This is a genomic window from Streptomyces sp. NPDC003247 (assembly GCF_042888135.1).
GTDB lineage: Bacteria > Actinomycetota > Actinomycetes > Streptomycetales > Streptomycetaceae > Streptomyces.
Window position 1 is genome coordinate 592620 of sequence record NZ_JBIAPF010000002.1, and the last position, 26815, is coordinate 619434.

Consider the following 26815-nt stretch of genomic DNA (forward strand, 5'->3'; position numbering starts at 1 on the left):
CCGTCACCCGGGACGGCGGCGGACCGCCCGCCCGGCCAGGACGTCCGTCCGCCGCCCGTCCTCGATCACGAAGCGGCCGTCGACCAGGACGTGCGGGATGCCGGTGGGCAGCGCGCGCGGGGTGTCGTAGGTGGACCCCGCCGCGACCGTCCCCGGGTCGAACAGCACCAGGTCCGCCGTGTACCCCTCCCGCACCAGGCCCCGGTCCGGCAGGCGCAGCCGGGCCGCCGGACGTCCCGTGAGGTGGGCGACGCACTCCTCCAGCGACAGCACCCCGAGCTCCCGGACGTACCGGCCCAGGTAGCGCGGGAACGTGCCGTACGCCCGCGGATGCGGCCTGTCGCCCTGGAGGATGCCGTCCGAACCGCCGGTGTGGACCCGGTGGCGCATGATCGCGCGGACGTTCTCCTCGTGGCCGACGTGCTGGAGGACCGTCGGGGCCAGGCGGTCCTCCAGGAGCAGGCGGCGGGCCGTGGTCCAGGGGGTTTCGCCGCGCAGACGGGCCGACCGGTGGACCGTCCGGCCGACGTGGTCCGCCAGGCGCGGGTCCCGCACGCCGGAGATCTCGACGGTGTCCCAGTCGACCGGCACGCCGTGGCAGCCGTCGGCGCCGGTCACCTCCAGGTCGTGGCGGATGCGTTCGGCCGTGGCGTCGTCGGCGAGGCGGCGCAGGACCGCCTCGGGGCCGCCCTCGCCCGCCCAGCTCGGCAGCAGGGCGGCGAGCGTGGTGCAGCCGGACGTGTAGGGGTAGGTGTCGAGGGTGATGTCGGCGCCCGCGGCCAGCGCGTCGTCCAGCAGGGCCAGCAGCTCCGGGGCCCGGCCCTCGTTCACGCCGAAGTTCATGGTGGCGTGCGCGAGGTGGAGGGGGCAGCCCGTCTTCCGGGCCAGCTCCACCATCTCGGCGTACGCCTCCAGCGCGCCCGCGCCGTACGAGCGGTGGTGGGGGCAGTAGTAGCCGCCGTGGCGCGCCACCACCTCGCACAGCTCGGCGAGTTCGGCGTCCTCGGCGTACATGCCGGGCGTGTAGGTCAGACCGGACGACAGGCCGACCGCGCCCTGCTCCAGGCCCTCCGCGACCAGCCGCCGCATCCGGTCCAGCTCGGCGGGGCGGGCCGGCCGGTCCTCCCAGCCGACGGCGAGGGCCCGGACCGTGCCCTGCGGGACCAGGTAGGCCGCGTTGACCGCGATGCCCCGCCCGTCGGCCCCGCGGTCCAGCCGGTCCAGGTACTCGCCCACCGACCGCCAGTCGAAGTCGACGTCGTCGCCGTACCCGTTCCAGCCGGCGATCGCCCGGCGCACCTCCTCCAGCGTCCGGTCGTCGACCGGCGCGTACGACAGCCCGTCCTGGCCCAGCACCTCCAGCGTCACGCCCTGCGCCGCCTTCGCGCTGTGGTCGGGGTCGCGCAGCAGGGCGAGGTCGCTGTGGGCGTGCATGTCGATGAAGCCGGGGGAGAGGACGAGCCCTTCGGCGTCCAGCTCCCGCGTCGCCCGGGGGCGCTGGCAGCCGGCCGCCGCGGCCTCCTGGACGATCGAGACGATCCGGCCGTCGTCGACGACCACATCGGCGCGGTACGACGGGCCGCCGGTGCCGTCGACGACGTCCGCGTCCCGGATGACGAGATCTTCCATGCCCGGCCTCCCCGACTCGGAAGAACTAGAAGAACTAGAGGAACGTGCGACCAGAAGAACGTGCGACCAGAAGAACGTGCGACCAGAAGAACGTGCGACTGGAAGAACGTGAGACTAGAAGAACGTGCGGATGTAGTCGACGACCGTGCCGTCCGCCTCGGCCAGCGGGATCAGCTGCCACTTGTCGAAGGACGTGCACGGGTGGGACAGGCCCAGGCCCACCCAGTCGCCGACCTCCAGGTCCGCCTCGTCGGTCGTGCGCAGCCAGGCGTGCTGGTCGGACAGGGCGGTGACCGAGATGCCGGTGGCGGGGCGTTCCGTGCCGTCCCGGCGGACCACCTGGGCGAAGGGCAGGTCGAGGTCGTACGCCGCGTCGCGCTTGCCCGCGTTGACGAAGGCCTGCTCGGGGGAGGGGCGGGAGACCACCTGCGTCCACAGCCGGAACGCCGGCTCCAGGGCGCCCTCCTCCGGGACCCGGTTGAACGGCGTCAGCTTGCGGTAGTGGCCGTCGTCGTGCGAGACGTACGCGCCCGAGCGCAGCAGCTTCAGCACCGGCCGGGAGAGGCCGGGCAGCTCGGCGAGGACGTCGGCGACCGCGTCGAACCAGGCGCTGCCGCCCGCGCTGACGACGATCTCCTCCGCGTCCGCGAACCGCCCCGCCGCGTCGAGGTCCACGGCGAGCGCGACCAGCCGCCGGAGCCAGGCGCGCACCCGCTCGGGGGTGGCCCGCGGGACCTCGCCCTCGTACCCGGCGACCCCGACCAGCCGCAGGCCCGGGGCGGCCGCCACCGCGGCCGCCACCGCCGTGCACTCCGCCTCCGTGCGCACACCGGTGCGGGCGCCGTCGCCGGCGGCCAGTTCGACGACCACGTCCAGCGGGCGGGACGTGCCGTGCAGCGCCGCCTGCATCAGCTCGACCCCGCGTACGGAGTCCACGTAGCAGACGACGCGGAAGTCCGGGTCGGCGCGCTGCCGGTCGTCGATCCAGCGCAGCGACGCCGCGTCCACCAGCTCGTTCGCGAGGAAGACCCGCCGCACGCCGTATGCCCGCGCCACCCGGACCTGGTGCGGCACCGCGACGGTGATGCCCCAGGCGCCGTGCTCGATCTGGCGCCGGAAGAGCTGCGGGGCCATGGACGTCTTGCCGTGCGGCGCGAAGGCGAGGCCGTGGCGGGCCGCGTACGTCTCCATGAGCCGCAGGTTGTGCTCCAGACGCTCGGCGGACAGGGCCAGGACGGGGGTCGCGAAGCCGTCGGTGAAGAGGTTGCGGCGCTGCGCGGCCAGCTCGCCGACCGTGAGCCCGTCCGCGTCCGGCGGGAGACCCTTGAAACGGTGGTCGACGCGTTCCTCGGCGAGACGGGCGAGCGCTTCGGTACCGGTATCGAGGGCCATGCGTCTCTCCTCATCAGCTACGTTGCATCAAGTGCAACGCTCGTTGCGTATGCCGCTCACGGCTGTCTAACATCTCGGCCGAGGCGGGGTCAACGGAGACGGCCGCCCCGCCACCGCCCCCTCACACGGACCGGGAGCCACCATCGTGACCACCAGCGGACCGTGCACCGCCCCCGACGTCGTGGACGTCGTCGCCCTCACCGCCCCCGGCGACCTCGCCGCGCCCCCTTCCCGCCACCACGCCGACCGCCTGGCCGCCCTCGACGACACCGGGTGGGGGAGACTGCGACTCGGCCCCGGCTGGACGCAAGCCGAAGAGGACCTGGAGGAGGTACGCACCCCATGAGCCAGACCGTCGACCGCGCCCTGAGCATCCTTCCGCTGCTCGCCGAGGGCCCCGCCGACCTCGGACAGGTCGCCGACCGCCTCGGCGTCCACAAGTCGACCGCCCTGCGCCTGCTGCGCACCCTCCATGAGCACGGGCTGGTCTACCGCCAGTCCGACCAGCGCTACCGCCTCGGCGCCCGCCTCTTCGCCCTCGCCCAGGAGGCGATGGAGAACCTCGACGTCCGCGAGATCGCCCACCCCCACCTGGCGCGCCTGAACGAGCACTGCGGTCACACCGTCCACCTCGCCGTGTACGAGGAGGGCGAGGTCCTCTACATCGACAAGGTCGACAGCCGCTACCCGGTCCGCATGTACTCGCGGATCGGCAGGCCCGTCGCCCTCACCGTCGCCGCCGTCGCCAAGCTGCTCCTCGCCGACCTGCCCGAGCCCGAGCGGCGCGCGGTCGCCGAGAAGCTCGACTATCCCCTGTACACGGCCCGTTCCACCCCCGACGCCCCGGCTTTCCTCAGGGAGTTGGAGAAGGTGCGCGAACAGGGCTGGGCCACCGACCTCGGCGGCCACGAGGAGTCCGTCAACTGCGTCGCCGCGCCGATCCGCGGCGCCGACGGCCGGGTGGTCGCCGCGATGTCGGTGTCCGCGCCGAACGTCGTCGTCACCGCCGACGAACTCCTCACCCTCCTCCCGCAGGTGCGCCGCACGGCCGACGACATCAGCGGCGAGTACTCCGGCAGGACCCCAGTGAAGGACACCGTATGACCGACAAGACCGCGCTCACGCCGAAGACCCACACCACCCCTCCGGCGAGGTTCTCGCACGGTGTGCGGAAGGGGAACATCCTCCAGGTCGCCGGGCAGGTCGGCTTCCTGCCCGCGGAGGAGGGCAAGCCGCCCACGCCCGCCGGCCCCACCCTGCGCGAACAGACCCTCCAGACCCTCGCCAACGTCCAGGCGATCCTGGAGGAGGGCGGCGCGAGCTGGGACGACGCGATGATGATCCGCGTCTACCTCACCGACGTGGACCACTTCGCCGAGATGAACGACCTCTACAACGCCTACTTCGAGGAGCAGGGCCTCACCCAGCCCCCCGCCGCCCGTACGACGGTCTACGTCGGCCTGCCCGCCGGGCTCCTCATCGAGATCGACGCGCTCGCCGTGCTCGGCTGACGTCCTCTCCGGCCGGCGGCGGGGCCGTACCGAGTCTGTTCGTATGGCCCGTTGCGCGCCCGGGGCCCCATGTAGGCGTCTCATAACGAAGTCGGGGGCTGACTGTGTACGGCACAGGATCTTCGACCATACTGCCCGCTGTGGAGCAGCGCATAGGTTCGAGCAGCCAGCCCCTGGAGGGCGCCGGATTCGACCCGGCATTCATCCCCGGGCTCACCTCGCCCGTGACCGCGGAGCCGAAGGGCGGGAAGCCGGGGGGCGTCGACCCGGAGGACGCCGTTCCGGAGGACGCCGCGCCGGAGGACACCGTGCGGGAGGACTCCGGGGCGGCCGTCGTGGAGGACGACGCCGCCGCGGCGGGACCGGCCGCCGACGGGGAGGAGCCGGAGGAGGAGACCGCCGACGGTCCCGTCTTCGAGGCCGCCGACCGCCGGGCCCGGATCGTCGCCGACGCCAAGGGCGTCCGTCTCCGGCTGGACGCCGAGGAGTGCGAGTTCCGCTGGGACGAGATCGGCGCGGTCGAGACGGAGACGCCGCGCTTCGGCAAGCGGTACACCGTCACGGTGCACACCCCCGACCGCCGTTGGTACCCCATCGAGATCGAGGCGACGGCCAGGGGGCGCTTCAAGGAGTGGGACGACCAGCTGGACGCGGTCCTGGACGCCTACTTCGACGAAGGCACGGAGGACACCGAGGACGCCGATGACGTCACGGAGGCCGACGACGCCGAGGACACCGGGGGCTCCGAAGGTGCCGGGGACGTCGAGGGCTCCAAGCACTCCGAGGGCTCCGAGGGCTCCGAGGAAGTGAAGGACACCAAGGACACCAAGGACGCCAAGGGCGACGCCGGCTAGGTCCCCGAGTCCGGCGGCCTAGCCGCAGTACTGGGTCTCCTTGCCGATCGACCGGTACATGCAGTCCGCGTTCTCCAGCAACTGGAGTACGGCGTCCCGGTTCCGCGCGGTCTCCCGCTCGATCACCTCGTCGGGCGGGTAGAACCCGCCCCCGCTCGCCGAGCCCGGGTACATCTCGAAGGTGTACCCGAAGATCCGGTGCGTGCCCCAGAGGTAGTCGTCGATCGACCCGTCCGTGATGTACAGGTCGCTCGACTGCTCCGGGGTGTACCCGTTGCTCGCGGCCATCGACTGCCCGACGGTGGCGAAGGCGTTGCGGTCGTCGGCCGTCATCCCGGTGGCCGTGTCGGCGGTGGTGTACCCGAAGGGCCACAGCACCAGTTCGCTGTAGGTGTGGAAGTCGATGCCGGCCTTGATCTGCTGGACGCCGCCGACGACCCGGCCCCGCACGAAGTCCGCGACCACCTTCACCTCGGGCGCCGACTCGGCCGCCGCCCCGCGGTACGTCTCGGAGGACGCCGAGCCCGACGAGCCGCCGCAGCAGCCCCACCGGTAGGCCCAGTTGCGGTTGAGGTCCGTACCGACGTACGAGGAACCGGAGTTGGGCTGGCGGTTCTTGCGCCACGAGCGGTAGGAGCCGGTGGCGATGTCGTACTCGCCGCCGTCCGGGTTGAGGTCGGGGACGATCCAGATCTCCCGGCCGTTCACCGCGTCGGTGACCCGGGAGTCGGTGCCGTACCCGGCGCCCAGCTCGCGGATCAGGTACAGGGCCATCTCCACGGTGAGGTGCTCACGGGCGTGCTGGTGGTGGGTGAACAGCACCTCCGGCTCGGCCTCGTCGGTGGCCACGTTGTCGCTGATCTTGACGGCGACGATGTCCCGGCCCTGGTACGACGTGCCGATGACCCGCTTGCTCATGATGCCCGGGTAGGCGGCGATCCGCTGGTCGATCTCCGCCGTCATCTCCGCGTAGTTGTGGTACTGGGAGTCGGCGGAGGGGAAGTCGTACAGCCGCACCTCGCCCTCGGCGACGCGGTCCGGCGCGGCGCCGGCCGGCGAGACCTCGTAGCCCTGGGCGCGCAGCTTCGCGATCTGGTCCGCGCGCCCGGAGACGACCACGGTCTCCTCGTCGGCCTCGTCCACGCTCACGCCGGACGCGGCGATCGCGGTGCGCGTCCGGGACGTGCTGTGGTGGACGTGGATCTCGTACTGGCTGATGTCGTCGGCGGAGGCCGTGGCCTCCGGGGCGCCACCCGCGGCCGCGGGCGTGACGGTCGCCGAGACCGGTGCCGCGAGGGCCAGGGCCATCAGGGCGGCGAGCACGGCGGTCCGTCTGCCGCCGCGGGCGCCTGAGCCGCGTATACGGAGTCGCATGAACTCTCCTCGGTTCTCCGGAAGTCCGGGATCGCCGGACCTGTGGGGGAGTGGAGCGGGGGGTGGTGCCTCGTGCGACGTGCTGTGCGCCGGCCGTGCGCGGGTCCGCTCATCGTCGAGCCGTGACATGGTCAGGTCAAGTGTGAACGGGCGGGCGGATGACCGGAATCCGCCTCCGCGGGGCCCGGCCGGCCGCGCAGTGTAGGGCTCGGCGGTGGTGCCGACCGGGTCCTGGCGGAAGGTCACCCGCAGGTGTGAGGCGGGCGTGCATATATGTACGGACCGGGGAAGGCTAGGGGTCCGCACGGAAGAGGAGCCGTATCCTCCGGCCCTCCGAACCCACCCGAAGGACTGGCTGATCATGGGCGGATCAGCGCCACGACGGGACTGCCGCCTGCCGGCGGAGACGACCAGTTTCGTCGACCGGCGGACCGAACTGGCCGAAGGGCGCGAACTGTTGGCCAGGGCGCGGCTGGTCACCCTGACCGGTCCCGGCGGCGTCGGCAAGACCCGTCTGGCCGGACGGCTCGCGGCCCGTGTCGCCCGGGCCTTCCCCGACGGCGTGCGCTTCGCGCACCTCTCCGGTCTGCACGACCCCGCCCTCGTCCCGCTCGCGGTCGCCGACGCGCTGGGGCTGCGCGACCACTCCGACCGCCCCGCGCTGGACGCCCTGGTGGAGCGGGTCCGCGACCGCCGCCTGCTGCTCGTCGTCGACAACTGCGAACACCTGCTGCCGGCCTGCGCCGCCCTCGCCGGCGCCCTGCTGCACGGCACCCCCGGCGTACGCCTCCTCGCCACCAGCCGGCACCGGCTCGGGCTCACCGAGGAACACCTCCTGGACGTACGGCCGCTGCCCGTCCCCGATCCCGACGGCGACCTCTCCGCCGCCGACGGCTACCCGGCCCTCGCCCTCTTCGCCGACCGGGCCGCCGCCGTCGTCCCCGGCTTCCGCCTCACCGCCGCCAACCGCGCCTCCGTCGCCCGCCTCTGCCGCCGCCTCGACGGCCTCCCCCTCGCCATCGAACTGGCCGCGGTCCGCATGCGGGTCCTCGGCGTCGACCAGCTCCTGCGCCGCCTCGACGACCGCTACCACCTGCTGACCACCGGCAGCCCCACCGACCCGCCCCGCCACCAGACCCTCCGCGCGGCGGTCGCCTGGAGCCACGACCTGTGCGGCGAGACGGAACAACTGGTCTGGGCCCGCCTGTCGGTCCTGGCGGGCAGCTTCGACCTGGAGACCGCGGAGGCGGTGTGCGGGGGGCTGCCGACGGACGCGGAGAAGGGTCAGCCGACGGACGCGGAGAAGGGCCAGCCGACGGAAGGGGGCCAGCCGCCGGAAGGGGGCCAGCCGCCGGAAGAAGGACGGCCGCCGGAAGAGGGCCAGCCTCCGTCCTCGCCGCCGACCGTGCCCCCCGTTCCCGCTCCGCCCCTGCGCGCCCACGACGTCCTCGACGCCGTGGCCGGTCTGGTCGACAAGTCCGTCCTCAGCCGTGAGACGACCCCCACCGGCACCGTCCGCTACCGGCTCCTGGACACCCTGCGCGACTACGGCCTGGAACGGCTGGGACAGCACCCCGGGGAGGAGCACACCACCCGCCTCCGCCTGCGCGACTGGATGCAGCACAGGGCCACCGCCTGCGAACGGGACTGGTTCGGCCCGGACCAGCCCGGCATCGCCGCCCGCCTCCGCGCCGACCAGGACAACCTCCGCGCCGCCCTCGACTTCAGCCTCACCGCCCCCGGCGAGGCCCTCGCCGGACTGCGCCTGGCCGGCACCCTGTGGTTCCACTGGCACGCCTGCGGAGCCCCCCGCGAGGGCCGCTACTGGCTCGACCGCGCCCTCGACGCCAGCCCCGGACCGACCCGGGAACGCGCCCGCGCCCTGTGGGTCGCCGGGCTCCTCGCCGGCTGCCCCGAGGACCTCACCCGCGGCCGCCGCCTCGCCGAACAGGCCCGCGACCTCGCCCACCGGCTCGGCGACGCCGCCGAGGCCGCCCACGCCGAGTACGCCGTCGGCGTCATCCGCCTCTTCAGCGACGACCTGTCCGGCGCCCTGGAACACTTCCGGGCCGGCGTCGAACGCGGCCGCGTCCCCGGTCAGCACCTCGGCCTCGTCGGCCTCGACCGCGTCGAACTCGCCTGCTCCCTGGCCCTGCTCGGCCACGCCGACGACGCCCTCGCGGTCTGCGAGGAGACCCGCGCGCTGTGCGTCGGTCACGGCGAGCGCTGGGTGCTGTCGTACGTGGAACGGATGACGGCCCTGGCCCACAGTGTGAAGGGCGACTGGCGGCAGGCGGAGCGGCACGGCCGTGAGGCGCTGCGCCTGAAGTTCGCGGTGCACGACGTCGTCGGGATGGGCCTCACGCTCGACCTGCTGGCCCGGGTCGCGGCCGAACGCGGCGCCCACGGGCGCGCGGCCGTCCTGCTGGGCGGCGCCGACCGCACCTGGGCGGACGTCGACCGCAGCCGCTGGGGATCGGCGGCCCTCGACTCCACCCGGCGCGGCAGTGAGGAACACGCCCACCGGGCCCTGGGCCGCACCGCCTTCCGCAGGGCCTACGACCGGGGCGCCGCCCTCTCCCTCCCCGACCTCGTCGCCCACGCCCTCAGCGACGACGACCCCGTCCGGCGGCGCCCGCCGTCCCCGTCGGTGCCGTGCCCGGAGACCCCCGGGCACCGGCGGCCCGACGGCCCCCCGACCGCCGTCCGCCCACCCCCTCCGCACGCGCCCGCCGCGAGCCCGCGGCCGCCGGGCGACGCCCCGCCGGCCGCCGTCCGCCTCACCCGCCGCGAGGCCCAGGTCGCCGAACTCGTCGCCGAGGGACTCGCCAACCAGCAGATCGCCGACCGCCTGGTGATCGCCCGCCGCACCGCCGAGGGACACGTCGAACGCGTCCTCAGCAAGCTCGGCTTCAGCAACCGCAGCCAGATCGCCGCATGGGTGACGGCCCAACGGTGAGACACCCCGCAACCGCCCGACCCCCCACCTCGTTCAGCCCACGCACCCCTCTCGGCACCGCACCTCCTCCCCGAGGCCTTCCCTCCCTCCACCCACCCACCCGCCTCTCCACCCACCGCAACCGCCTCGCACACCGAAGTTGAGGGCCAGATGACCGCTCGACCCGTCCACCCGCCGGTGGCATTCGACCACCGCATGGCCGCCCCCACCACGGACGACGCCTTCCTGGCCGCCGCCCTTCCCTTCCTCGCCGAAGGGCTCGCGGCCCCCGACGAACCCCCGCCCCTGGCCATCGCCGCCCCCGCCAAACTGGACCTCCTGCGCGACGCCCTCGGCGCCGACGCCGAACGGGTCGGCTTCGTCCCGCACACCGACTGGTACTTCGGCTCCGCCGCCAACGCCGTGGCCCGGGCGGCCGAGCACCTCGCCGGGCACACCGGTCCGGACGGCCGCGTCCACCTGCTGATGGAACCGGTGTGGAACGGACGGGCCGGCCGCTCACCGCGCGAGAGCGCCGAGTGGATCCGCTACGAGGCACTCTCCAACCTCCTCTTCGCCGAAGCCGCCACCACCGCGCTGTGCGTCTACGACACCCGCACCGCCGGCTCCGCCCTCGTGGCCGCCGCCCGCCGCGCCCACCCCGGCACGGGCGTGTACGAGGATCCGCTCCGGCTCGTGGCCGAGCTGGAGGCCGTACCGCTGCCCCCGCCCCCGCCGGACGCGCGCCGCCTCGCCGTGCCCGAAGCGGACACCGTGCGGGACTGGGCCGCGGGGCGCGGGATGGGCGCCGCCGACGCCGAGCGGTTCGCGGCGGCCGTCGCGGTGGCGGCCGCGCTCGGCCCGGTCACCGGCGCCGTGCTGTGGGGCGAGCCCCCCGGCTGCGTCTGCGAACTGACCCTGGCCCGCCGGATCGACGACCCGCTCATCGGCTTCGCCCCGCCGACCACCCCCGGCCTGGAACCAGGCCAGGGCCTCTGGTTCGCCCGCCAGGTGTGCGCCTACGTCGACCTCCGCGACGCCGACGACGGGGGCACCGCCGTACGCCTCCAGTACGTCTGACACGTACGCTTCCGGTACTCCGACACGTACGCCTCCGGTACGCGGACACGTACACCTCTGGTACGGCGGACACACACACCTCCGGTACGGCGGACACGTACACCTCCGTACGGAGACCGTGGGACCCACGGGTCTCCCGCAAGTCCCACGGGTCTCCCCGCAAGTCCCACGGGTCTCCCCGCAAGTCCCACGGGTCTCCCCGCAAGTCCCACGGGTCTCCCCGCAGGTCCCACGGGTCCCGCCCCGTCCCCGCAGGTACGGAATCGGGTAGTCCTCCCCGTGTACGGGCCGTTCGGCCCGGCCATCCTGGAGCCATGCTGGAACTCTCAGGGGGGCGCCTTCCGGAGCCCGACGCTCCGTACGGCGCCTGTCTGCAACCGCCCCTCGGGGCGGGCCACCTCAGCGTCGGGTACGACCTGCGGCCGCCGTCGGTCGGACGGGCGCGCGCCGAGGTGCGCCGGCAGCTGGAGCTCTGGGGCCTGGCGGACCGGGGCGACCTGGCCGACACGGCCGTCCTGCTCGTCAGCGAGCTGGCCACCAACGCCCTGCTGCGCCATCACGGCCGGGACGCCGCGGGAGGCCCCGACGCACGCCGCTTCCAGCTCACGCTGTCTGCCGCGCACGGCGTGCTGCGCTGCGAGGTGACCGACGCGGGCCGCCGCACCGCGCAGGTGACGGAGGCGGGCTGCGCGCAGACCTGCCGGGGGATGTTCCTGCTGGAGGCGCTCGCCCGGCGCTGGGGGTGCCGTCAGGACGGGGCGGGCACCACCGTGTGGTTCGAACTCGGCACCTGCGGGTGCGGCGACTGCGGCCGGCGTCAGCCGTAGCGCCGGCCCGGTCCACGCCCCGCACCGGACCCCCGGGGCCGGCGCGCCGACCGCCCCTGCCGGACGGGTCACGGGCGCCGTCCGGTGCTTGACCACATCGGGTGGACATCGCGCACGCCCCCTTGCCGGACCGGCGCCGGTGGGCTTTCTTGACCGTCATGGCGGACACCACGGGCAACCCCACGGACTCCCAGGCCTCCCAGACCCCCCATGCCTCCCCGGCACCATCCGGCGGCGACGGTCCCCTCCCCCGCAAGGCCGGCTGGCGTCACATCGGCCCCGGCATCGTCGTCGCCGCGACCGGCGTCGGCGCCGGCGACCTGGTCGCCACCCTCATCGCCGGCAGCAACTTCGGCTACACCCTGCTGTGGGCGGCGATCATCGGCTGTCTGGTCAAGATCTCCCTGGCGGAGGCGGCCGGCCGCTGGCACCTGTCCACCGGCCGCACCCTGTTCGACGGCTGGGCGAGCCTCGGCCGCTGGACGACGTACTTCTTCGTCGCCTACGTCGTCGTCTGGGGCTTCGTCTACGGCGCGGCGGCGATGTCGTCCAGCGCGCTGCCGCTCCAGGCCCTCTTCCCCGGTGTGATGGACCTGAAGTGGTGGGCCGTCGCCTGCGGGCTGGTGGGCCTGGTGTTCGTCTGGTTCAACAAGTACGCGGTCTTCGAGAAGGTCATGACGGTCCTGGTGGGCGTCATGTTCGTGGTGACCGTGTACCTGGCGGTCCGCGTCACCCCGAACCTGGCCGACGCCTTCGCCGGCCTGCTGCCGGTCCTGCCCGACGAGAAGGACTCGGTCCTCAACACCCTCGGCCTGATCGGCGGCGTCGGCGGCACCATCACCCTCGCGGCCTACGGGTACTGGGTCAACGCCAAGGGCTGGACCGACACCGGCTGGATGAAGGTGATGCGCCTGGACAACCGCGTCGCCTACGCCACCACCGGCGTCTTCGTCATCGCCATGCTGTTCGTCGGCGCGGAACTGCTGCACTCCGCGAACATCGCCATCGCCAGCGGCGACAAGGGCCTCGTCCAGCTCGGCGACATCCTGGAGGAGGAGTACGGCACGGCGACGGCCACGTTCTTCCTCGTCGGCTTCTTCGCCACCTCCTTCACCTCCCTGATCGGCGTCTGGCACGGCGTGAGCCTGATGTTCGCCGACTTCGTCGCCCGCTACCGCAGCCGCGAGGGGACGACCGGCGCGGAGGTCGCCTCCGGCGAGCGCGAGCGTTCCCGGCCGTTCCGCGCCTACCTGCTGTGGCTGACCTTCCCGCCGATCGTCCTGCTCTTCCAGGGCGAGCCGTTCCGCCTGATCATCCTCTACGGCGTGCTCGGCGCGGCCTTCCTGCCGTTCCTCTCCCTCACCCTGATCTGGCTCCTCAACTCCGCCCGCACGCCCCGCGAGTGGCGCAACGGATGGGTCAGCAACGGCATGCTCGCGGTGGCCGCGCTGCTGTTCCTGGTGCTGTGCGTGAAGCAGGTCTGGGACCAGCCGTGGTCGGAGTTCTTCTGAGGCACTCCTCCGGCCGGGGGAGAACGGCGGTCCGGGCCCGGAAGAATGTGCCCAGCGCACCACCGCGACGCACGAGGAGCCTCCGGATGACCTACCCGCCCCCGCCCCCGGGCCACCAGCCCCCCGGCTTCGGCCCGCCCCCGCCCGCGTACGCCTACCCCGCGGCCCCGGCCCCGGGTTACGGCGCCCCGGCACCCCAACCCGTGCCGACCGGCCCGGAGTTCCTGGCCGTCGACAAACACAACTCGGTCGTCGTCGACGTCTCGGGCGTCGCCTTCGAGATGTACGGCACGTCGGCCGAGTTCGACTGGCCGGAGATCCGCAGCGTCCACTACAAGGCGAGCCCGAACGGCAAGGCCCTCATGGTCGCCGTCGTCCACCTGGACGGCCGGGTGTACGAGTGCGTGGTGAACGCGAAACCGCGGGAGGCGTTGCAGGGTTGGTTCGCGCAGTTGGCGTGGGTGCTGGGGCACTACCGGCCGATGGGGTGACGGGCGGGGACTGGATAGGGTGCTCCACCGACTGCCGATCAGCAACGGAGACGTCGTGAGCACACCCCCACCTCCCCACCAGCCTCCGTACGGCCACCCGGCATACGCGCCCCCGCCGTACCCGCACCCGCACCCACAGCCGGGTCCGGCCCCGCTCCCCGTGTGCCAGATCTGCGGAGCCGCCCCCGCCGTGTCGGTGACCGTCCGAGGCCACCAGGGCATGATCGTGCTGATGCGTTTCCTGCGGCGGCAGGGCGTGTTCTGCCGGCTCTGCGGGCTGGCCGTCTTCCGTGAGATGCAGGCGGACACCATGCTGCTGGGCTGGTGGGGCCCGCTGTCGCTGCTCATCACCCCCGTCACCCTGCTGATGAACCTCGGCGCCAGGTCCGCCCTGCTCCGTCTCCCCGAGCCCACGACCTGGGGCGGCCGCCCACCGCTCGACCCGGGCAAGCCCCTGATGAGACGCCCGGCCGGCGTGGTCGCCCTCGTGCCCCTCGCCCTGCTCGGCCTGCTCGTGACGGCCGTCCCCGTACTGATGATCATCGGTCTGGCGAGCGGAGACAGCAGCCCGAAACCCCTCACCGTCGGTTCGTGCGCCCGCAACGGCGGCTCCTGGGCCGACCAGGACCTGACCGAAGAACCGTGCGGCTCGCCGGACGCGCAGTACCGGGTCCTGGAACCGGGAACGGACGGCTGCGAGGACGGCGACTACCTCGCGTACCCGGAATACAGCGAGGCCGGCACTACGAGCCTGTGCCTGCGGCCACTGGACTGACGCTCCTCAGCGCCGGCTTATCTTGGGTCACCAAGCTGGATGGAGACGAGGATGACGCCCCTTTCCAGGGCCCTGACTCCTTCCCCCGAAAAGTGAACTTTGGCACTGTGGGGCGGATCAATAAAATCCGTCAACTGTTCATATCGATTAATCCAGTCAAGTGCCACGGGTGGCATACCGCCGGCTGCTCTTGCCTCCTGGTCAATGGTGAATTGCCGACCGGTCTGGACGACGCCGCCTACGCACCGCACAATGCATACAGCGGCCTCTGCCCCTCGATATTCCACTGAGTAGATTTGCAATTTCCCTGCAGTGTCGTCATCCATGCCTGTCGGCCTCCTTGAAGCACTCCCTCCGTCAGCCGCTCGAAATTCTCGCCTGGTGGGGACGAGCAGATTGTTTTTATTCCTGCCGTGCAGTTGTTCATCGGCCGTGAGCGGAATGAGGTCCTGCTCCGGGATCGGTGCGGAAGCCCAGTACGCGATTGACCAGCAGCGTAATCTCAATCAGTTGCTCCTGTTCCAAAGGTGGCACGCGGAATTCATTCCCCTCGATGAACGTCAGGAATTCCTGAGGTAGGGCGATAGAGTGGTGCTGCACATAAGAAGCCAGATCCAGTCGCCAGGTGAAGCATCCGTCGGTCAGTACGGAAGATCCCCCGGGCACGCGAAAGGCGTTCCCGATCACATCTCTCGTTAGTTCGGTCACATCGAGGATCGAGTGTCCGGAGAGTAGATATTGACCCACAGTCTCAACTGAGTAAGAATGAGCGGGATTGGGGGAGGGAACGAGGCTCGAAGCGGCGAGGATCGGACAGGCGGAGGGTTGCGAGGAGGGCGACTACCTTGCGTACCCGGAGTACAGCGAAGACGACACCACGAGCCTGTGCCTGCGGCCACTGAGTTGCCCCTCCTCGAAGCCACGGAGACGCTGCTGCAGCGCTGAATGCCCCCGATAACCCTCAGCGCGATCGATGCCCTCGCTGCGAGGCGTCGAATCCTATGCCATGGTGTCCGAGAAAGGGTTTCCTGTTCCCTTCCAGGTAAAGACATAATCCCCGGTCGACGCGATGACGGCAGCGGCCACACCATTGTCTGCCAAACCGAACTCTTCTTGTAGCCACAAGTTCATCGCAAGTGCTGCCACTTCAGCTCTGTAGTCACTCAAGGGCACCTGGAGAGCTATCACTTGGATCTTTACGCCTTCGGGGAACCTGGCATCGATCTCCTGGGCGTTGAGGGAGACACCGAAGGACAGCCATGCGACATCCTTCCAATGAAGTCCGCCGGGCGGCAAAGCCATTCGAACTTTCCCGAACACTTGAATATCTGGAGCATCCGGATCTGTGAGACTCCGCTGCGCTGCGGTGAGATCGACCGCCAACCCGCCAACAGGTGTGCGCAAGCGATATTTAACTTTTCGAGCCATCTTGGGTCTTTCCGGTCTCAGAACTTCAAATTTGGAAATACGTGACGTGTGAAGTAGTGCTCATCTCCCATTCCGATGTGGCCTCGTATGTAATCGTAGTCGTGTGGGAGGCCATCGCCGTAGAGTCTGCTGTGAGTATCGACGAACGCCTCGGCTTGTTCGGGTGTCATAGAGACGATGTCTGCCCTCTTCATGCTGGCGAAATCGTCACCGGAGCCCCGGAAGGTGACTATCTCTACGTCGCCCCCACGGCTGCGGATGCGCTCGGCATAACGGACCGCCTCCTCCATGGATCCCCATGAGTAGACACCTTCTCCATACTGGCCACGAATATCCTCGGTTGGCCAGCATTGGCGCGGTCCTGCACCGTGTGGAACACGTGATAGTCAGGCGCGAGGCCCATCGGGTCAACCCAGCTGACTGGGTTGTGAATGTAAGTGGTGGGGTTGGGTGCTGGCGCCAGTCCGAGAGGGTCGGGCGTGAGGTACCTTGCGGTTTCGGGGTCGTAGTGCCGGAAGTAGTTGTAATGCAGGCCCGTTTCCGGGTCGCAGTACTGGCCCGGGAAGCGGAGCGGTGTGTAGGCGGTGCTGTTCGCTGTCCAGGCGGTGGTGCCCCCTCTGCTCGGCCTGCTCGTGACGGCCGTCCCCGTACTCATGGTCATCGGCCTGGCGAGCGGGGGCAGCGCCCCGGAGCACCTCACCGTCGGTTCCTGCGTCCGCAACGACGCCTCCTGGCCCGACCAGAACCTGGCGAACGAGCCGTGCGGCTCGCCCGACGCGCAGTTCCGGGTCCTGGAACCGGGGACGGAGGGCTGCGAGGACGGCGACTACCTCGCGTACCCGGAGAACAGCGAGAACGGCATCACGAGCCTGTGCCTGCGGCCACTGGACTGACGCTCCTCAGAGGAGGTGGTCGGCCTTCCCGGCCTTGATGTCGAGGATCATCGTGCGGAGCGCTTCGCGGGAGTCGGTGAGGTAGGTGTCCTCGGCGCCGGCTATGGCGATGTAGGCGTTGCCGGCGGGGTCGGTGCCGAGGCGGAAGCAGGCCGATCCCTCGGCGCAGAACGCGTCTTCCCAGGTGATGTCGGGCACGGTCGTCTCCTCAGAGCTGGCTGGCGATGTCCTGGATGAACCCGTACGACTCCTCGGTTGAGAGCGCCCGTTCCTCCATCCAGTCCAGTTGCGTGCGGTACTTGGACAACTGGGCTTCCTGGTATAGGAATTCCGGCCCATGGGTGCTGTCTACCTGAACGGTGTCCAGACGTGGCACTGGCCCCTCAAGGTAGACCACGGTCTGTCCGGCCCCGGGGAACGACCCCGCCTCGAACGGAATGACACGCAGCGTCACATGAGGGCGCTCCGATGCGGTGAGCAGGTGCTCCAGCTGTCCCCGTGCGACCTTGCGCCCACCGAACTGCATGCGCAGCGCGGCCTCGTGCAGTATGCCGATGTACTCGGTGGGCGTGTCGCCCTCCAGAACCCGCTGCCGCTCCAGCCGGTGGGCGAGCCGCAGGGCGACCTCATGCTCGGGCAAGGGCGGAAGTGCGGTTTTGAAGACGGCCTGAGCATGCTCGGTGGACTGCAACAACCCGGGCATATGGATCAGATGCACGCTGCGGATCCGCGCAGCGTGGTGCTCCAGTTCTGCAATGTCGAGGATTCCGGTGGGAAGGCTGCCCCGGTACCGTTCCCACCAGCCTCGCTCGGCAGGCTGGGCCATCTCGACCAGCGCATCGACGTATGTCTCGTCGTCGCAGTCACAGTTGCAGGCCAGAGTGCGCAGCCGCTCGGCACTGATGGCACGTGTGCCCGACTCGATGTTGGAGATCTTGCCGCGGTCCACACCGAGCAGTCCGGCCGCGTACTCCCCGGTCATGCCGGCAGCGGTGCGCAGCCTGCGTACCTCCACGCCGAGCCGCTTCTGACGTTCGGTCGGGGACGTCCTCGCGGCCATGCGATCTCCTCCTAGAATCGGCGTCCCCCAATAGGGGCCTATGTTGCCCCAAGTAGGGGCAACATAGGCCCGCAAGCCTTACGTTCGGTAGTGCACAAGCTACACACAGCAGCTGGGGCTGTGCCGCGCCAGCCTGCCGCACACCCTTTGCTTGCAGGGGCGGGCCCGTGCAGGGCAGACGAGTCACCGACTGCGAACGCCTGCTCGCCTATATGCGACAAGGAGCCTCCATGCCCATGCCCCTCTGCCCCCTCGCCTCCCCTTTCCCCACGGACTTCACCGCCCCCGTCCCCGAAACCCTCTCCTACAGCCTCACGCTTCCCGCAGCCCTGGCGAGCCCCGCCCTGGCGCGGGCGACCACGCGTGAGGCGCTGACGGCCCACGGCCTGCACGACATGCTGGACCCCGCGCTGCAAGCGGTGGGCGAACTGACGGCGGTCGCGGCTCAGTTCACGGAGTCCACGGACTTCTACCTCTCCCTCCGCTACCGAGCCGACACCCTTCGGGTGATCGCCTACGACAACCACCCCCGCCACACCCAGTCCCACCTCGCCACCGCCTGCGACACCCGCCGCCGAGCGGCCCTCCGCGTCCTCGCCTGCGTCTGCCGCGCCTGCGACGGCGACTGGGGCTTCGGCGAGGCACGGGAGCCCGGCGGCGGGACGCGGATGTGGGCGAGGCTGCCGAGGGCGGGGGCGACGGCGTACGGCAGGGCTGCCGGAAGGGAATGTTGAGGTACGGACTGCCGGGGGTGGACATCGGGATCCGAAGGGCAGCGACCATGTTCGTATACCGCTCGCCGAACTCCTCGTCGTCGAAGTGCAGACACCGGCCGAGGATGTAAGCGGCGGGAAAATCTTGCCAGGACTGCACCGTGCCGCTGTCCGCTCGGCCTCCATGACGGCGGTATCGACCTCGCGCAGGGCAGGATCCCGGCGCCGAACGGAGGCAATACCGTCTCTTGTTCGGCGTTCTGTCGACCCGCATGCGAGCCTCGTACCGGGTGATACGTCCGATGGGATGCTGCGCGCCTTCGGTGACGGCTGCCGATCGGGCGTCGTGAGGCTGTCGTAGGTTCAGGTTCAGTCTGGGGCAGCCTGATGTCCCCGATTCATAACCGCCTCGATGAATTGGTGCGGGGGAAGATATTCATGGTCGACGATGTAATGGACGATCAATGTGGGAGCTCGATATGTTATCCCGAGTGCGGTTTTGGTTACAATCTCGCCATTTCCTAGGAATGCAGTTTCCTTTGATGTCCGACTTGTCATTTGGATGGGTGACCGCTGTTCGCAAAATTCGCAGTGATGAACCCCCCTGGTTAGGTTGTCCGGTGTGCTTGCATGCTCGATAAGGCGATCGATGAAACCTCTAGGGCATTTTCCGCGAGGGAAGCTTGCGCCTTGTCCTAGCCATCCCACGTTAAAGCAGTTCTCGGAATTTTCGGGAGGGGTTGGCGGGTAGATTGTCTTCCAGTATTCGTAGTGAGAGAGGTCGTCGTACCGCGTCATGGATTCTCCCAGATTGAAGGGCCATTTCGGCATGCAGCCCAGTGGCAGGGGCCCATGTCAGGGTACAGGAGGTCGCCTAGATTCATGTCTCCGGCGACGTCTATGGACTCGCTCATCCTTGGGAGCTCTGGTGCTGGGCTGAGTGTGTAATTGGGTATCATTGATCCCGCTTCGAAAGTCTCGACTGGATTCCAGTTAATTCCTTGTTCCACGTCCAATGCGCTTCGATTGGCGAGTCCTGTTCCGTGGGGGGAATAGAAGGTTATGGAGGTTCCCTCTGGTACAACTGTGAATCCATTCGATGGGTCCCATCCCCCATGTCCGGTGAAAACGAGTTCGCCATCGGAGCGACCTCCTGGGATCACTGCTCCAGCGTCGGAGTCTGATGCGTTGTCGGAACGCCCGCGCATCGGTCCGCGTGAACCATCGCTGCTGCGGCATTCAGTTGGTGCCAAGCCTAGATGGTCAATCCATCTGTGAGGATTGCTGACGTAGCTGGCGGGATTCGGTGCAGGTCTAAGGCCCAGTGGGTCGGGAGTAAGGTAGCGGGCGGTTTCGGGGTCGTAGTGCCGGAAGTAGTTGTAGTGCAGCCCTGTTTCCGGGTCGTAGTACTGGCCGGGGAAGCGGAGTGGTGTGTAGGCCGTGCTGTTCGCTGCCCAGGCGGTCGTGCCCCAGAGGGTGCTGCGGGTCCGCCAGGCGATCTCGCCCTGTTCGTCGACGAGTTCGCTCGGGGTGCCGACCAGGTCGGTGACGATGGCGAAGAAGCGGGAGTCGATCTCTTCCTGGGGGGCGTCGGCGGCGTGGATGCGTTCGGTCTGGGCGATGGGGTGGAGGCCCCGGTGGTCCCACGTCAAGGTGACCGGGTGGGGGAGGGCCGGGGACGTGGTGGTCTGTTCGCACAGGGTCGTGCCGTCCCAGGTGAACAGGACCTGTTCGACGACCGTCTCGCCGTCGTCGGCCAGGCGGAGTTTGGCCGTGCGGCGGCCCAGGGGGTCGTAGGTGTAGCGCCAGCGGGTGCCGTCCGGGGTCGTGACGGAGGTCAGGCGGTCCTCGGTGTCCCACTCGTAGCGCCAGGTGTCCGGTCGGCGGGACAGGCGGGTCTTCTGGCGCAGGACGATGCGGCCGAGGGTGTCGTGTTCGTAGCGGACGCGGCCGGCTCGGGTGATGCGGGTGCCCGTGTACGCGCGGTCGCCGGTCGCCTCCCCGCCCGGGTGGGAGGCCGGCCAGGACGCCGACGTCTGGTTGCCCGCCGCGTCGTAGGCGTAGGTCTCCGTCCAGTTCGCGGCGTGCACCGCCGTCACCCGGCCCGTCGCGTCCAGGTCGAAGCTGCGGGGGCCGGAGAGCTGGTCGTCGACGCCGGTCAGGTTGCCGTCGGCGCGGTAGGTGTACGTGCGGGACTGGACCGTGTGGCCGCCCGCTCCCGTCACCGACTGGGTCGTCAGGCGGCCGAGGTCGTCGAAGCCGTGCTCCAGGGTGACCGTCTCGCCGATGCGGCGGGCCAGTTCGCGGCCCGCCTCGTCGTACGTGAAGTCGATCGAGCGGCCCGAGGCCGTCATGCCGGTGCGGCGGCCCGCCGCGTCGTACGACCACGTCGTCGCGGGCGCCGGTCGGGGTCGTGCGGCCCGTTCGGCGGCCCAGTTCGTCGTGCTCGTACGTCAGTGTCCGGCCGTTCACCGTCTCCGACCTCAGGCGGCCGAAGCGGTCCCGCAGCAGGGTCAGCACGGTGCCGTCCGCAGCCGTCGCCTGAGCGAGCTGGTCAGTCAGGTCGTACGCGAACGTGGTGACCCGGCCCGCCGCCTCCTTGCGGATCACCTGGCCCAGGTCGTTGCGCCGGAAGGACACGACCTTGCCGAGGGCGTTCGTACGGGTGGCCAGGCGGCCCGCCGCGTCGTACGCGTACGTCAGCTCGCGGTCGTCGAAGTCCGTCTCCCCCACCAGGCGCCCGGCCGCGTCGTACTCGTACGTCCACGTCAGCCCTTGCGGGTCGGTGACCTTCGTCAGCCGCAGTTCCATGTCGTGGTCGAAGGCGTAGCGCACGCCGTCCGGGCCCGTGCGGGCCGTCAGGAGGTCGAAGTGCGTGTACTCGAAGGACGAGACGCCGCCCATGGGGTCGGTGTGGCTGGTGCAGTTGCCCTCGCCGTCGTACGTCCACGACTCGGTCGTGCCGTCGGCCGCCGTACGGCGCGACGGGCGGCCCTCGACCGTCCACTCCAGGCGGGTCGTCGAACCGGTGGGGTCCGTGATGGCGACCGGGCGGCCGTAGGCGTCGCGTCGGTAGCGGGTGACGGCACCCAGCGGGTCCGTGATCTCCAGGGGGAGGCCCGCACGGTCGCACACCACCGTGGTCGTGTGGCCGAGCGGGTCCGTGACGGCGGTGAGGCGGCCCGCGTCGTCGTACGTGAAGCCGGTCGTCCGGCCCGCCGGGTCGGTGACCGACGTGCGGTTGCCGTGGTCGTCGTACGTCTGGCGTACGACCGTGCCGTCCGGGTTCACCACCTTCACCGGCAGACGGAGTGCGTTGTACTCCGCTCGGGACTCGTGGCCGTCCGGGCGGGTGAGCCGGACGAGGTTGCCCGCCTCGTCGTAGTCGAACGTCGTGCGGTGGCCGAGCGGGTCCGTGTGGGAGAGGAGGCGGTGGTACCGGTCCCGTTCGAAGCGGGTGACCCCGCCGAGGGGGTCGGTCTCGGCGACGACCCGGCAGGCGTCGTCGACGGCGTAGCGGCGGGTGTGGCCCTCGGCGGTGGTCGTGGTCGTGACCCGCAGGCCCGTCTCGGGGTCCCGCTCGCCGTAGGACAGGCGCAGGGTCATGTGTCCGTGCGTGCCGCCCTCGGCGACGCAGCGGTCCCGGTCGTCGTAGGCGTAGGTGTAGCCGCGGTCGTTCGTGTCCGTCCAGGACGTGACACGGCCGTAGGCGTCGTAGGTGAAGCGGAGGGGCCGGCCGGAGGAGTTGACGACCTCTGTCAGGTCGCCGTCGGTGTAGCCGTAGCGCATCAGTACCTGGTCGGCCGCCGACAGGCGGAGGGCGGTGACCCTGCCCGCCTCCGTGGCGATGCGTACGTCGTAGCCGGCGCTGGAGACGATCCCCAGCGGGGTGCCCTCCGCGTCGTACTCGAAGGTGAGCCAGTTGCCGTTGCGGTCGTCGATCTGTTCCAGGACGGCCAGATCGTCGCCGCGGTCGGCGAAGTGCCAGACGCGGCGCGTCCCCGGGTCGGTGACCGTGTAGCCGCCGTCCTCGCGGTCCAGCGGCCAGCGCGGGCCGTGACTGGGCAGGGTGGGCAGGCCGGGTGCCGGGTGGGGGTAGGCGAGCAGCATGCCGTCCTCGGTGGCGAAGACGACCCCCTCGGAGTCGATCTCGAGGCGCTGGTCGACCGTCGAGGACCAGGACGGGCCGAACCAGCGGCCGAAGTGATAACCCGACTCCACGCGTCGCCGGAAGACCAGGGGGAGGGCGCCCGGCAGCGTCACGTCCGTCTGCGGCAGGTACATCTTGCCGGTGGTGAGGTCGACCGGGTCGGTGGGGTCCTTGTCGACCTTGTCCCGAGGGCTGGGGGTGTCGTGTTCCGGGCCATGGTTCCTGGCGGTCTCGGCGGCGCCCTTGGCCTCTTTCCGTGCCGCGGCCTCCGCAGCCTCCTCCGCTCCCGCTTTGATCCCCGCCCGCACCCCACCCCGCGCCAGCCCCATCCCCTTCGTGCCGATCAGCTCCGGCAGGAGGCGGCCGATGCCCTCGGCCGGGTCCTTCTTGAAGCCGTCCCACATCGACTTCGCCGTGCGCTCGGGATGCGAGGCGCTGGAGACGAGGCCGGAGAGCGTCATGCTGATGTTCTGGTAGTACTCGGCTGGGTGCGCGAGGTTGTACGGGTCCATCGGGTTGAGGCCGCGGGCGAAGTTCACGAGGCCGCCCAGACCCTTGGTGACGCCGCCCAGGAGGTGCATGCCCTCCGTGTTGAGCGCCTGGAAGCCGTCGGCGGCGTCGGCCTGGAGCCGGTCCAGTGCCGGCGGTTCGGCGGGCGCGTGGGCGAGGGCGGCGGTGACCGCGGCGGCGGCGGTCCGGCCGGCGTCGTCGCGCTGGCGGCGGGCCTCCGCGAGGACCTGGCGGGCCTGCTTCCTGAGGGCGTCGCCGGGGTCCCGGCCGGGCGCCGGGCACGGGCCCGGGTCCTCGTTCGCCTTGATCTTGGCCTGGTAGGCGTCGACCCGCTCGGTGTACGCCTGCTCCGCCCGCTCGGTGGCCTTCCTGCCCTGTTCGTAGAGGTCGATGGCGTCCTGGGCCTGGACCTGCGCCCAGGTGATCGTGTCGGCGAAGTCCTCCAGCGCCTTGGCGGCCTTCTCGCAGGCGTCCGCCGCGTGCAGCCACTTGGCGGGGTGCATGGCGAACTTCTCACGGAAGGTGTCGGCGGCCTCGCCCTTCCAGTGCGAGGAGTCGAGCTTGCGCATGCCCTCGCCGGTCGTGTCGAAGGCCTTCTTGAAGTCCTTCAGATGCCCGGCGGCACCTCGGACGGCGGCCGGGTCCCCGTGCACCAGCTCGTCGGCCTGGTCGGTGGCCCCGAGCTGTTGTTCACCCGGTGTCGCGCCGAGGTCGGAGGCGAGGCCGTCGCCGAAGTCCTCGACCTTGTCGGCCAGGCCCTCGGCACCGACCTTCTCCAGGCCCCACCCGACGGCGTCGGTGCCCTTGTCGATGCCCTCCCCGACGATCTTCTTGCCGGCGTCGATACCGTCGCCGACCTTGTCCAGGCCCGCGTTGACCAGGTCGTCGATCCCCATCAGCCGGCGTTCCCGTCCTGCTGTGCCTGCCCCGCCTCATCCGCCTGATCTGCCTGATCGGCCTGATCCGCCTGTCCTGCTTGCTGCTCGGCGGCCTCGGCCCGGTCCTCCGGCGAGGGGCCGAAGGTGTCGTCGAGCCACTGGTCGTACTCCTCGTCGCTCACCCCGACCGCGCCGTGCAGGTTCTCCGGGTTCATGTACACCGGACCTCCCCAGCGAGAGGTCATCACGTCCCGTCCCGCGTCCTTCCACCCCTGCGCGCTGTTGTCCCACGCCTCCTCGAAGGACTCCGCACTGTAGTCCGGGTTGCGGAGGGCGTCACCGCTGCTCTGTACCAGCTCGTCCCAGCTCATCCCCGTCACCTCGTCCTCGGAGGCATACGGGTTGCCCATCAGGGAGTTCGCCCCGATCTTCAGGGCGCCTTCGACGTACACGTCGGTCTCGTACAGCGTGCCCGCCGCGAGGCCCACGTTCTGCGCGAAGGCGTTGCCCTCGATCACGAGCGCGCGGACACCCCACTCCCAGCGCTCGCAGAACGAGTCGAAGGCGGACCGCAGACCGTCGTGGCCGAGTTGCAGTCCGGACAGGGACAGTTGGGAGAAGCCGCGGCCCGCCCCGGCCGCACTGTCGACGCCGAGCTCCTTCAACTCGGCCAACGTCAGCGTGATGCCCTGGGCGATCGCCTCCAGGCCCGACGCCCTGATGTCCTTGCCCTCGTCACCGCTCACCGCGGCCCCTCCCTCTTCTCCGCCCGTACGTCCACCGCCGCCGCGTCCGGCACGATCCCCGCCACCGGCGGGAACAGCACGCCGTCGCCCTCGCTCCCCACGTCGAGCGCCACCCCGCACGGCACGCCCGTCCCGACGACACCGGCGTCCAGCAACCGGGCCCCCAGCACCCGCCGGTACGTCCACTCCCGCGCGCCTTCGCCCCTCGCGATCGCGAAGCGGGCCAGCGCCGACTCGTCCGAGAAGGCGTAGATCCAGCGGATCCCGCCGAGATCGGCGGCCAGGGGGGCCTCGTCCCCGTCGGCCGGGACGACGGGGACGAGTACGGCCGTGCGCCGGAACTCGCCGAGCAGCGCCGGGAACACGCGGCGGTCACGGGCGAGGGTGAGGGCATGTGCGGCGTCGGGGGAGGGAACGGCGCTGGTCGGCGGCTCGGGCGGTGTCTCTGCCGGCGGGGCGGGGGGAGGCGGCAGCGCTGCCGCCACGGGGCCCGTACCGTCAGGCACCGTCATCTCCGCGTACCTGTCCAACGAGGACCTGGGCGTCCGCTCCTCGCGGCCGGTCCCCCCGTCTGCGACCATGCCCGGGATCATCACATCAGCGCATTGCCGGATGCAACGCGGATGTTCTGCCGGGTGTTCGGCCATGGCGTGAATCCGACGCCTGCCGCCGGTTCCTTCGACGGGCAGGCGTCAGCCGCCCGCCCGGCACGCCTCAGGGCACGGCGTGCCCTCGCGATGCCACCTCCGTGCCGGACCACGCGATCCCGGCCGTCGTGAACCCGTTCGTCGACCGCGCCGTCGGGCTCCGCGGACCGGGGCGAATCCGCGGCGGGCTGACGGCGCCGCGGTCCGCGGTCCGGTCCGGGGAGCGAGGGTGTGTGGGGAGGCGTTGCCGCTGCCTGGAGGGCGAGGTGGAGGATGCCATGTGGGCAACCTGTGCCGGTTTGGCGGGACTTGCGCGAAGAACAGTTGCTTCGCAGCCGTGGAAGTGCCACGGAAAGTGGTTCTCCGGCCACAGGGCCGTGGATACAGTGCTGAGGTAGTCACGCAATGAAGTCACCCCGGTGCGCCGGAGTAACACCGGTGGGCCGGACCGCGGAAATCGGGGAGCTGCGCGTGCCAACTGCCATTGCCGTGACCGGCGCCGACCTGGCGCTGCCACCGCAGGACGAGCGGACCCTGCCCGCCGCCGTGCTCGACGGCCTCGACCGCCGGCCCCTCGACGAGGCCGTGGCCGACGTCCAGACGCTCGTCGAACAGCACGGGCACCTCATCGTCGTCTACTCACGGGCCGTCCCCGCGGCCGTCGAACAGCGGCTGCACACCGTCCGCTCCCTCCTGGAGAGCGACCGCATCGCCCTGTTCCGGCCCGACCTGCCGCCGCTCGGACTCGCCGTGCTGGCCCGTCAGCTGCGCCAGCTCGCCTCCTGCGACCTCAGCCCCGGCGTCCTCGCCTCGGCGGGCCGGCTGCTCACCCACTACCTGCACGCCGGCGCCCTCCTCGCCTCCGTCTCCCGGCTCGACCGGATCCCCGTGGGCCTGACGTCGCACGCCCGGTCCTGGGTCCCGGGCAGCCAGTTCGGGGTGCTCGCCCATCCGCAGCCGCAGCTGGTGAAGGCCGGACCCGACACCGTCCTCCAGGGGCCCGAGTTCGGTACGTGGATGCTGGTCGCCCGCGGACAGCTCCCGGCCGACTGGGTCACCGGCACCCTCGCCCCCGCCTGGCGGGTCCAGGGCCTGCGCGAGACGGAGCTGCCCGCCGAGTCCGCCGACTGGTGGGGCACCGGCAGGCTCGTCGAGTTCTGCGCCTACCTCCCCGACCTGTCGGTCCTCTACCAGCTCGTCACCTCGGTACGGCAGACCGTCTGCCACTGGTGCGGCATCGACGTCATCGGCGACCGCTGCGTCTTCTGCTCCGCCACCCCGCCGCCCGCCCACGAGACGACCCACCCCGTCCGCGCGCTCACCGCGGGCGGCGGCCGCCACAGCCGCGCGCTCACCGCCGGCGGCTGACCCGGGTCCACCGCCCCGCCCGTTCCCGTCCGCACGACCC

General features: G+C 70.9%; 22 protein-coding genes and 4 pseudogenes. 13 read left to right on the forward strand and 13 right to left on the reverse strand.

Translation table 11 applies throughout. The annotated features are described in order from the left end of the window. Nucleotides 1-3: 3 nt before the first annotated feature. Together ACFYWQ_RS07600 and ACFYWQ_RS07605 are read right to left on the reverse strand one after the other, a co-directional pair. Complete coding sequence (locus ACFYWQ_RS07600) at nucleotides 4-1629, reverse strand: amidohydrolase family protein (protein ID WP_389513716.1); 1626 nt, start codon at nucleotides 1627-1629, stop codon at nucleotides 4-6. A 114-nt stretch (nucleotides 1630-1743) separates the two neighbouring features. Next, complete coding sequence (locus tag ACFYWQ_RS07605) at nucleotides 1744-3021, reverse strand: amino acid deaminase (RefSeq protein WP_389513717.1); 1278 nt, start codon at nucleotides 3019-3021, stop codon at nucleotides 1744-1746. A 193-nt stretch (nucleotides 3022-3214) separates the two neighbouring features. On the opposite strand from ACFYWQ_RS07605, the pseudogene ACFYWQ_RS07610 reads away from it, so the two are divergent. The 4 genes and pseudogenes from ACFYWQ_RS07610 to ACFYWQ_RS07625 all read left to right on the forward strand — a co-directional run. Continuing rightward, nucleotides 3215-3367 (forward strand): annotated as a pseudogene (locus ACFYWQ_RS07610) (sugar kinase); the annotation flags it as partial. Continuing rightward, nucleotides 3364-4125 (forward strand): IclR family transcriptional regulator, encoded by a 762-nt coding sequence (locus ACFYWQ_RS07615; protein ID WP_389513719.1) that lies wholly within the window; start codon nucleotides 3364-3366, stop codon nucleotides 4123-4125. The pseudogene ACFYWQ_RS07610 and the gene ACFYWQ_RS07615, both read left to right, overlap by 4 nt. Continuing rightward, nucleotides 4122-4532: a RidA family protein gene (locus ACFYWQ_RS07620; protein WP_389513721.1), complete on the forward strand. Its 411-nt coding sequence runs from the start codon at nucleotides 4122-4124 to the stop codon at nucleotides 4530-4532. The genes ACFYWQ_RS07615 and ACFYWQ_RS07620 overlap by 4 nt, the downstream gene beginning before the upstream one ends. 140 nt (nucleotides 4533-4672) lie before the next feature. After that, nucleotides 4673-5386 carry a hypothetical protein gene (locus ACFYWQ_RS07625; protein ID WP_389513723.1) on the forward strand — a complete coding sequence of 238 codons (714 nt, stop codon included), beginning with the start codon at nucleotides 4673-4675 and terminating at the stop codon, nucleotides 5384-5386. 18 nt (nucleotides 5387-5404) lie between these two features. Here the strand turns inward: ACFYWQ_RS07625 and ACFYWQ_RS07630 are convergent, their stop codons facing one another. Next, on the reverse strand, nucleotides 5405-6760 hold the full coding sequence (locus tag ACFYWQ_RS07630; RefSeq protein ID WP_389513725.1) for a M14 family metallopeptidase: 1356 nt from the start codon (nucleotides 6758-6760) through the stop codon (nucleotides 5405-5407). Nucleotides 6761-7121: 361 nt separating this feature from the next. Here ACFYWQ_RS07630 and ACFYWQ_RS07635 point away from each other — a divergent pair, with 361 nt between their 5' ends. From ACFYWQ_RS07635 to ACFYWQ_RS07660, 6 genes are all read left to right on the forward strand, one after another. Beyond that, nucleotides 7122-9719, forward strand: a complete 2598-nt coding sequence (locus ACFYWQ_RS07635; protein WP_389513726.1) for an ATP-binding protein — start codon at nucleotides 7122-7124, stop codon at nucleotides 9717-9719. A gap of 150 nt (nucleotides 9720-9869) precedes the next feature. Continuing rightward, entirely contained in the window at nucleotides 9870-10778 is a 909-nt protein-coding gene (locus ACFYWQ_RS07640; protein WP_389513728.1) for an anti-sigma factor RsbA family regulatory protein, read from the forward strand. Between the two features lie 314 nt (nucleotides 10779-11092). Next, on the forward strand, nucleotides 11093-11605 hold the full coding sequence (locus ACFYWQ_RS07645; RefSeq protein WP_389513730.1) for an ATP-binding protein: 513 nt from the start codon (nucleotides 11093-11095) through the stop codon (nucleotides 11603-11605). Between the two features lie 158 nt (nucleotides 11606-11763). Then, on the forward strand, nucleotides 11764-13116 hold the full coding sequence (locus ACFYWQ_RS07650) for an Nramp family divalent metal transporter (RefSeq protein WP_389513732.1): 1353 nt from the start codon (nucleotides 11764-11766) through the stop codon (nucleotides 13114-13116). A gap of 86 nt (nucleotides 13117-13202) precedes the next feature. Further along, a complete protein-coding gene (locus ACFYWQ_RS07655) occupies nucleotides 13203-13607 on the forward strand; it encodes a hypothetical protein (RefSeq protein WP_389513734.1) in 405 nt (134 codons plus the stop codon). 190 nt (nucleotides 13608-13797) lie between these two features. Beyond that, a complete protein-coding gene (locus ACFYWQ_RS07660; RefSeq protein ID WP_389513736.1) occupies nucleotides 13798-14382 on the forward strand; it encodes a hypothetical protein in 585 nt (194 codons plus the stop codon). 423 nt (nucleotides 14383-14805) lie between these two features. On the opposite strand, the gene ACFYWQ_RS07665 is transcribed toward ACFYWQ_RS07660, so the two are convergent. The 4 genes and pseudogenes from ACFYWQ_RS07665 to ACFYWQ_RS07680 all read right to left on the reverse strand — a co-directional run. After that, the gene (locus ACFYWQ_RS07665; RefSeq protein ID WP_389513738.1) at nucleotides 14806-15069 is read right to left on the reverse strand and encodes a hypothetical protein; all 264 of its coding nucleotides are present in this window, start codon (nucleotides 15067-15069) and stop codon (nucleotides 14806-14808) included. Between the two features lie 312 nt (nucleotides 15070-15381). Then, nucleotides 15382-15810, reverse strand: coding sequence for a hypothetical protein (locus ACFYWQ_RS07670; protein ID WP_389513740.1), 429 nt, complete (start codon nucleotides 15808-15810; stop codon nucleotides 15382-15384). A 17-nt stretch (nucleotides 15811-15827) separates the two neighbouring features. Beyond that, complete coding sequence (locus tag ACFYWQ_RS07675) at nucleotides 15828-16100, reverse strand: hypothetical protein (protein ID WP_389514450.1); 273 nt, start codon at nucleotides 16098-16100, stop codon at nucleotides 15828-15830. A 98-nt stretch (nucleotides 16101-16198) separates the two neighbouring features. Next, nucleotides 16199-16429, reverse strand: a pseudogene (locus ACFYWQ_RS07680) (RHS repeat-associated core domain-containing protein); the annotation flags it as partial. Between ACFYWQ_RS07680 and ACFYWQ_RS07685 the strand changes: the two are divergent. Then, a complete protein-coding gene (locus ACFYWQ_RS07685; protein ID WP_389514452.1) occupies nucleotides 16395-16703 on the forward strand; it encodes a hypothetical protein in 309 nt (102 codons plus the stop codon). The pseudogene ACFYWQ_RS07680 and the gene ACFYWQ_RS07685 overlap by 35 nt on opposite strands. 6 nt (nucleotides 16704-16709) lie before the next feature. On the opposite strand, the gene ACFYWQ_RS07690 is transcribed toward ACFYWQ_RS07685, so the two are convergent. Next, nucleotides 16710-16901 (reverse strand): hypothetical protein, encoded by a 192-nt coding sequence (locus ACFYWQ_RS07690; RefSeq protein ID WP_389513742.1) that lies wholly within the window; start codon nucleotides 16899-16901, stop codon nucleotides 16710-16712. A gap of 10 nt (nucleotides 16902-16911) precedes the next feature. Then, nucleotides 16912-17763 carry a helix-turn-helix domain-containing protein gene (locus ACFYWQ_RS07695; RefSeq protein ID WP_389513744.1) on the reverse strand — a complete coding sequence of 284 codons (852 nt, stop codon included), beginning with the start codon at nucleotides 17761-17763 and terminating at the stop codon, nucleotides 16912-16914. 230 nt (nucleotides 17764-17993) lie between these two features. Between ACFYWQ_RS07695 and ACFYWQ_RS07700 the strand changes: the two genes are divergently transcribed. After that, the gene (locus ACFYWQ_RS07700) at nucleotides 17994-18497 is read left to right on the forward strand and encodes an ATP-binding protein (protein ID WP_389513746.1); all 504 of its coding nucleotides are present in this window, start codon (nucleotides 17994-17996) and stop codon (nucleotides 18495-18497) included. Between the two features lie 46 nt (nucleotides 18498-18543). On the opposite strand, the pseudogene ACFYWQ_RS07705 reads toward ACFYWQ_RS07700, so the two are convergent. The 4 genes and pseudogenes from ACFYWQ_RS07705 to ACFYWQ_RS07720 all read right to left on the reverse strand — a co-directional run. Beyond that, nucleotides 18544-18750, reverse strand: a pseudogene (locus ACFYWQ_RS07705) (hypothetical protein); the annotation flags it as partial. 520 nt (nucleotides 18751-19270) lie between these two features. Then, a pseudogene (locus ACFYWQ_RS07710) lies at nucleotides 19271-24032 on the reverse strand (putative T7SS-secreted protein). After that, nucleotides 24032-24760 carry a hypothetical protein gene (locus ACFYWQ_RS07715; RefSeq protein WP_389513748.1) on the reverse strand — a complete coding sequence of 243 codons (729 nt, stop codon included), beginning with the start codon at nucleotides 24758-24760 and terminating at the stop codon, nucleotides 24032-24034. Before ACFYWQ_RS07715 ends, ACFYWQ_RS07710 begins: the two are co-directional and overlap by 1 nt. After that, nucleotides 24757-25272: a hypothetical protein gene (locus ACFYWQ_RS07720; protein WP_389513751.1), complete on the reverse strand. Its 516-nt coding sequence runs from the start codon at nucleotides 25270-25272 to the stop codon at nucleotides 24757-24759. The genes ACFYWQ_RS07715 and ACFYWQ_RS07720 overlap by 4 nt, the downstream gene beginning before the upstream one ends. Nucleotides 25273-25878: 606 nt before the next feature. Here ACFYWQ_RS07720 and ACFYWQ_RS07725 point away from each other — a divergent pair. Next, the gene (locus ACFYWQ_RS07725; RefSeq protein WP_389513754.1) at nucleotides 25879-26775 is read left to right on the forward strand and encodes a hypothetical protein; all 897 of its coding nucleotides are present in this window, start codon (nucleotides 25879-25881) and stop codon (nucleotides 26773-26775) included. Nucleotides 26776-26815 lie beyond the last annotated feature (40 nt).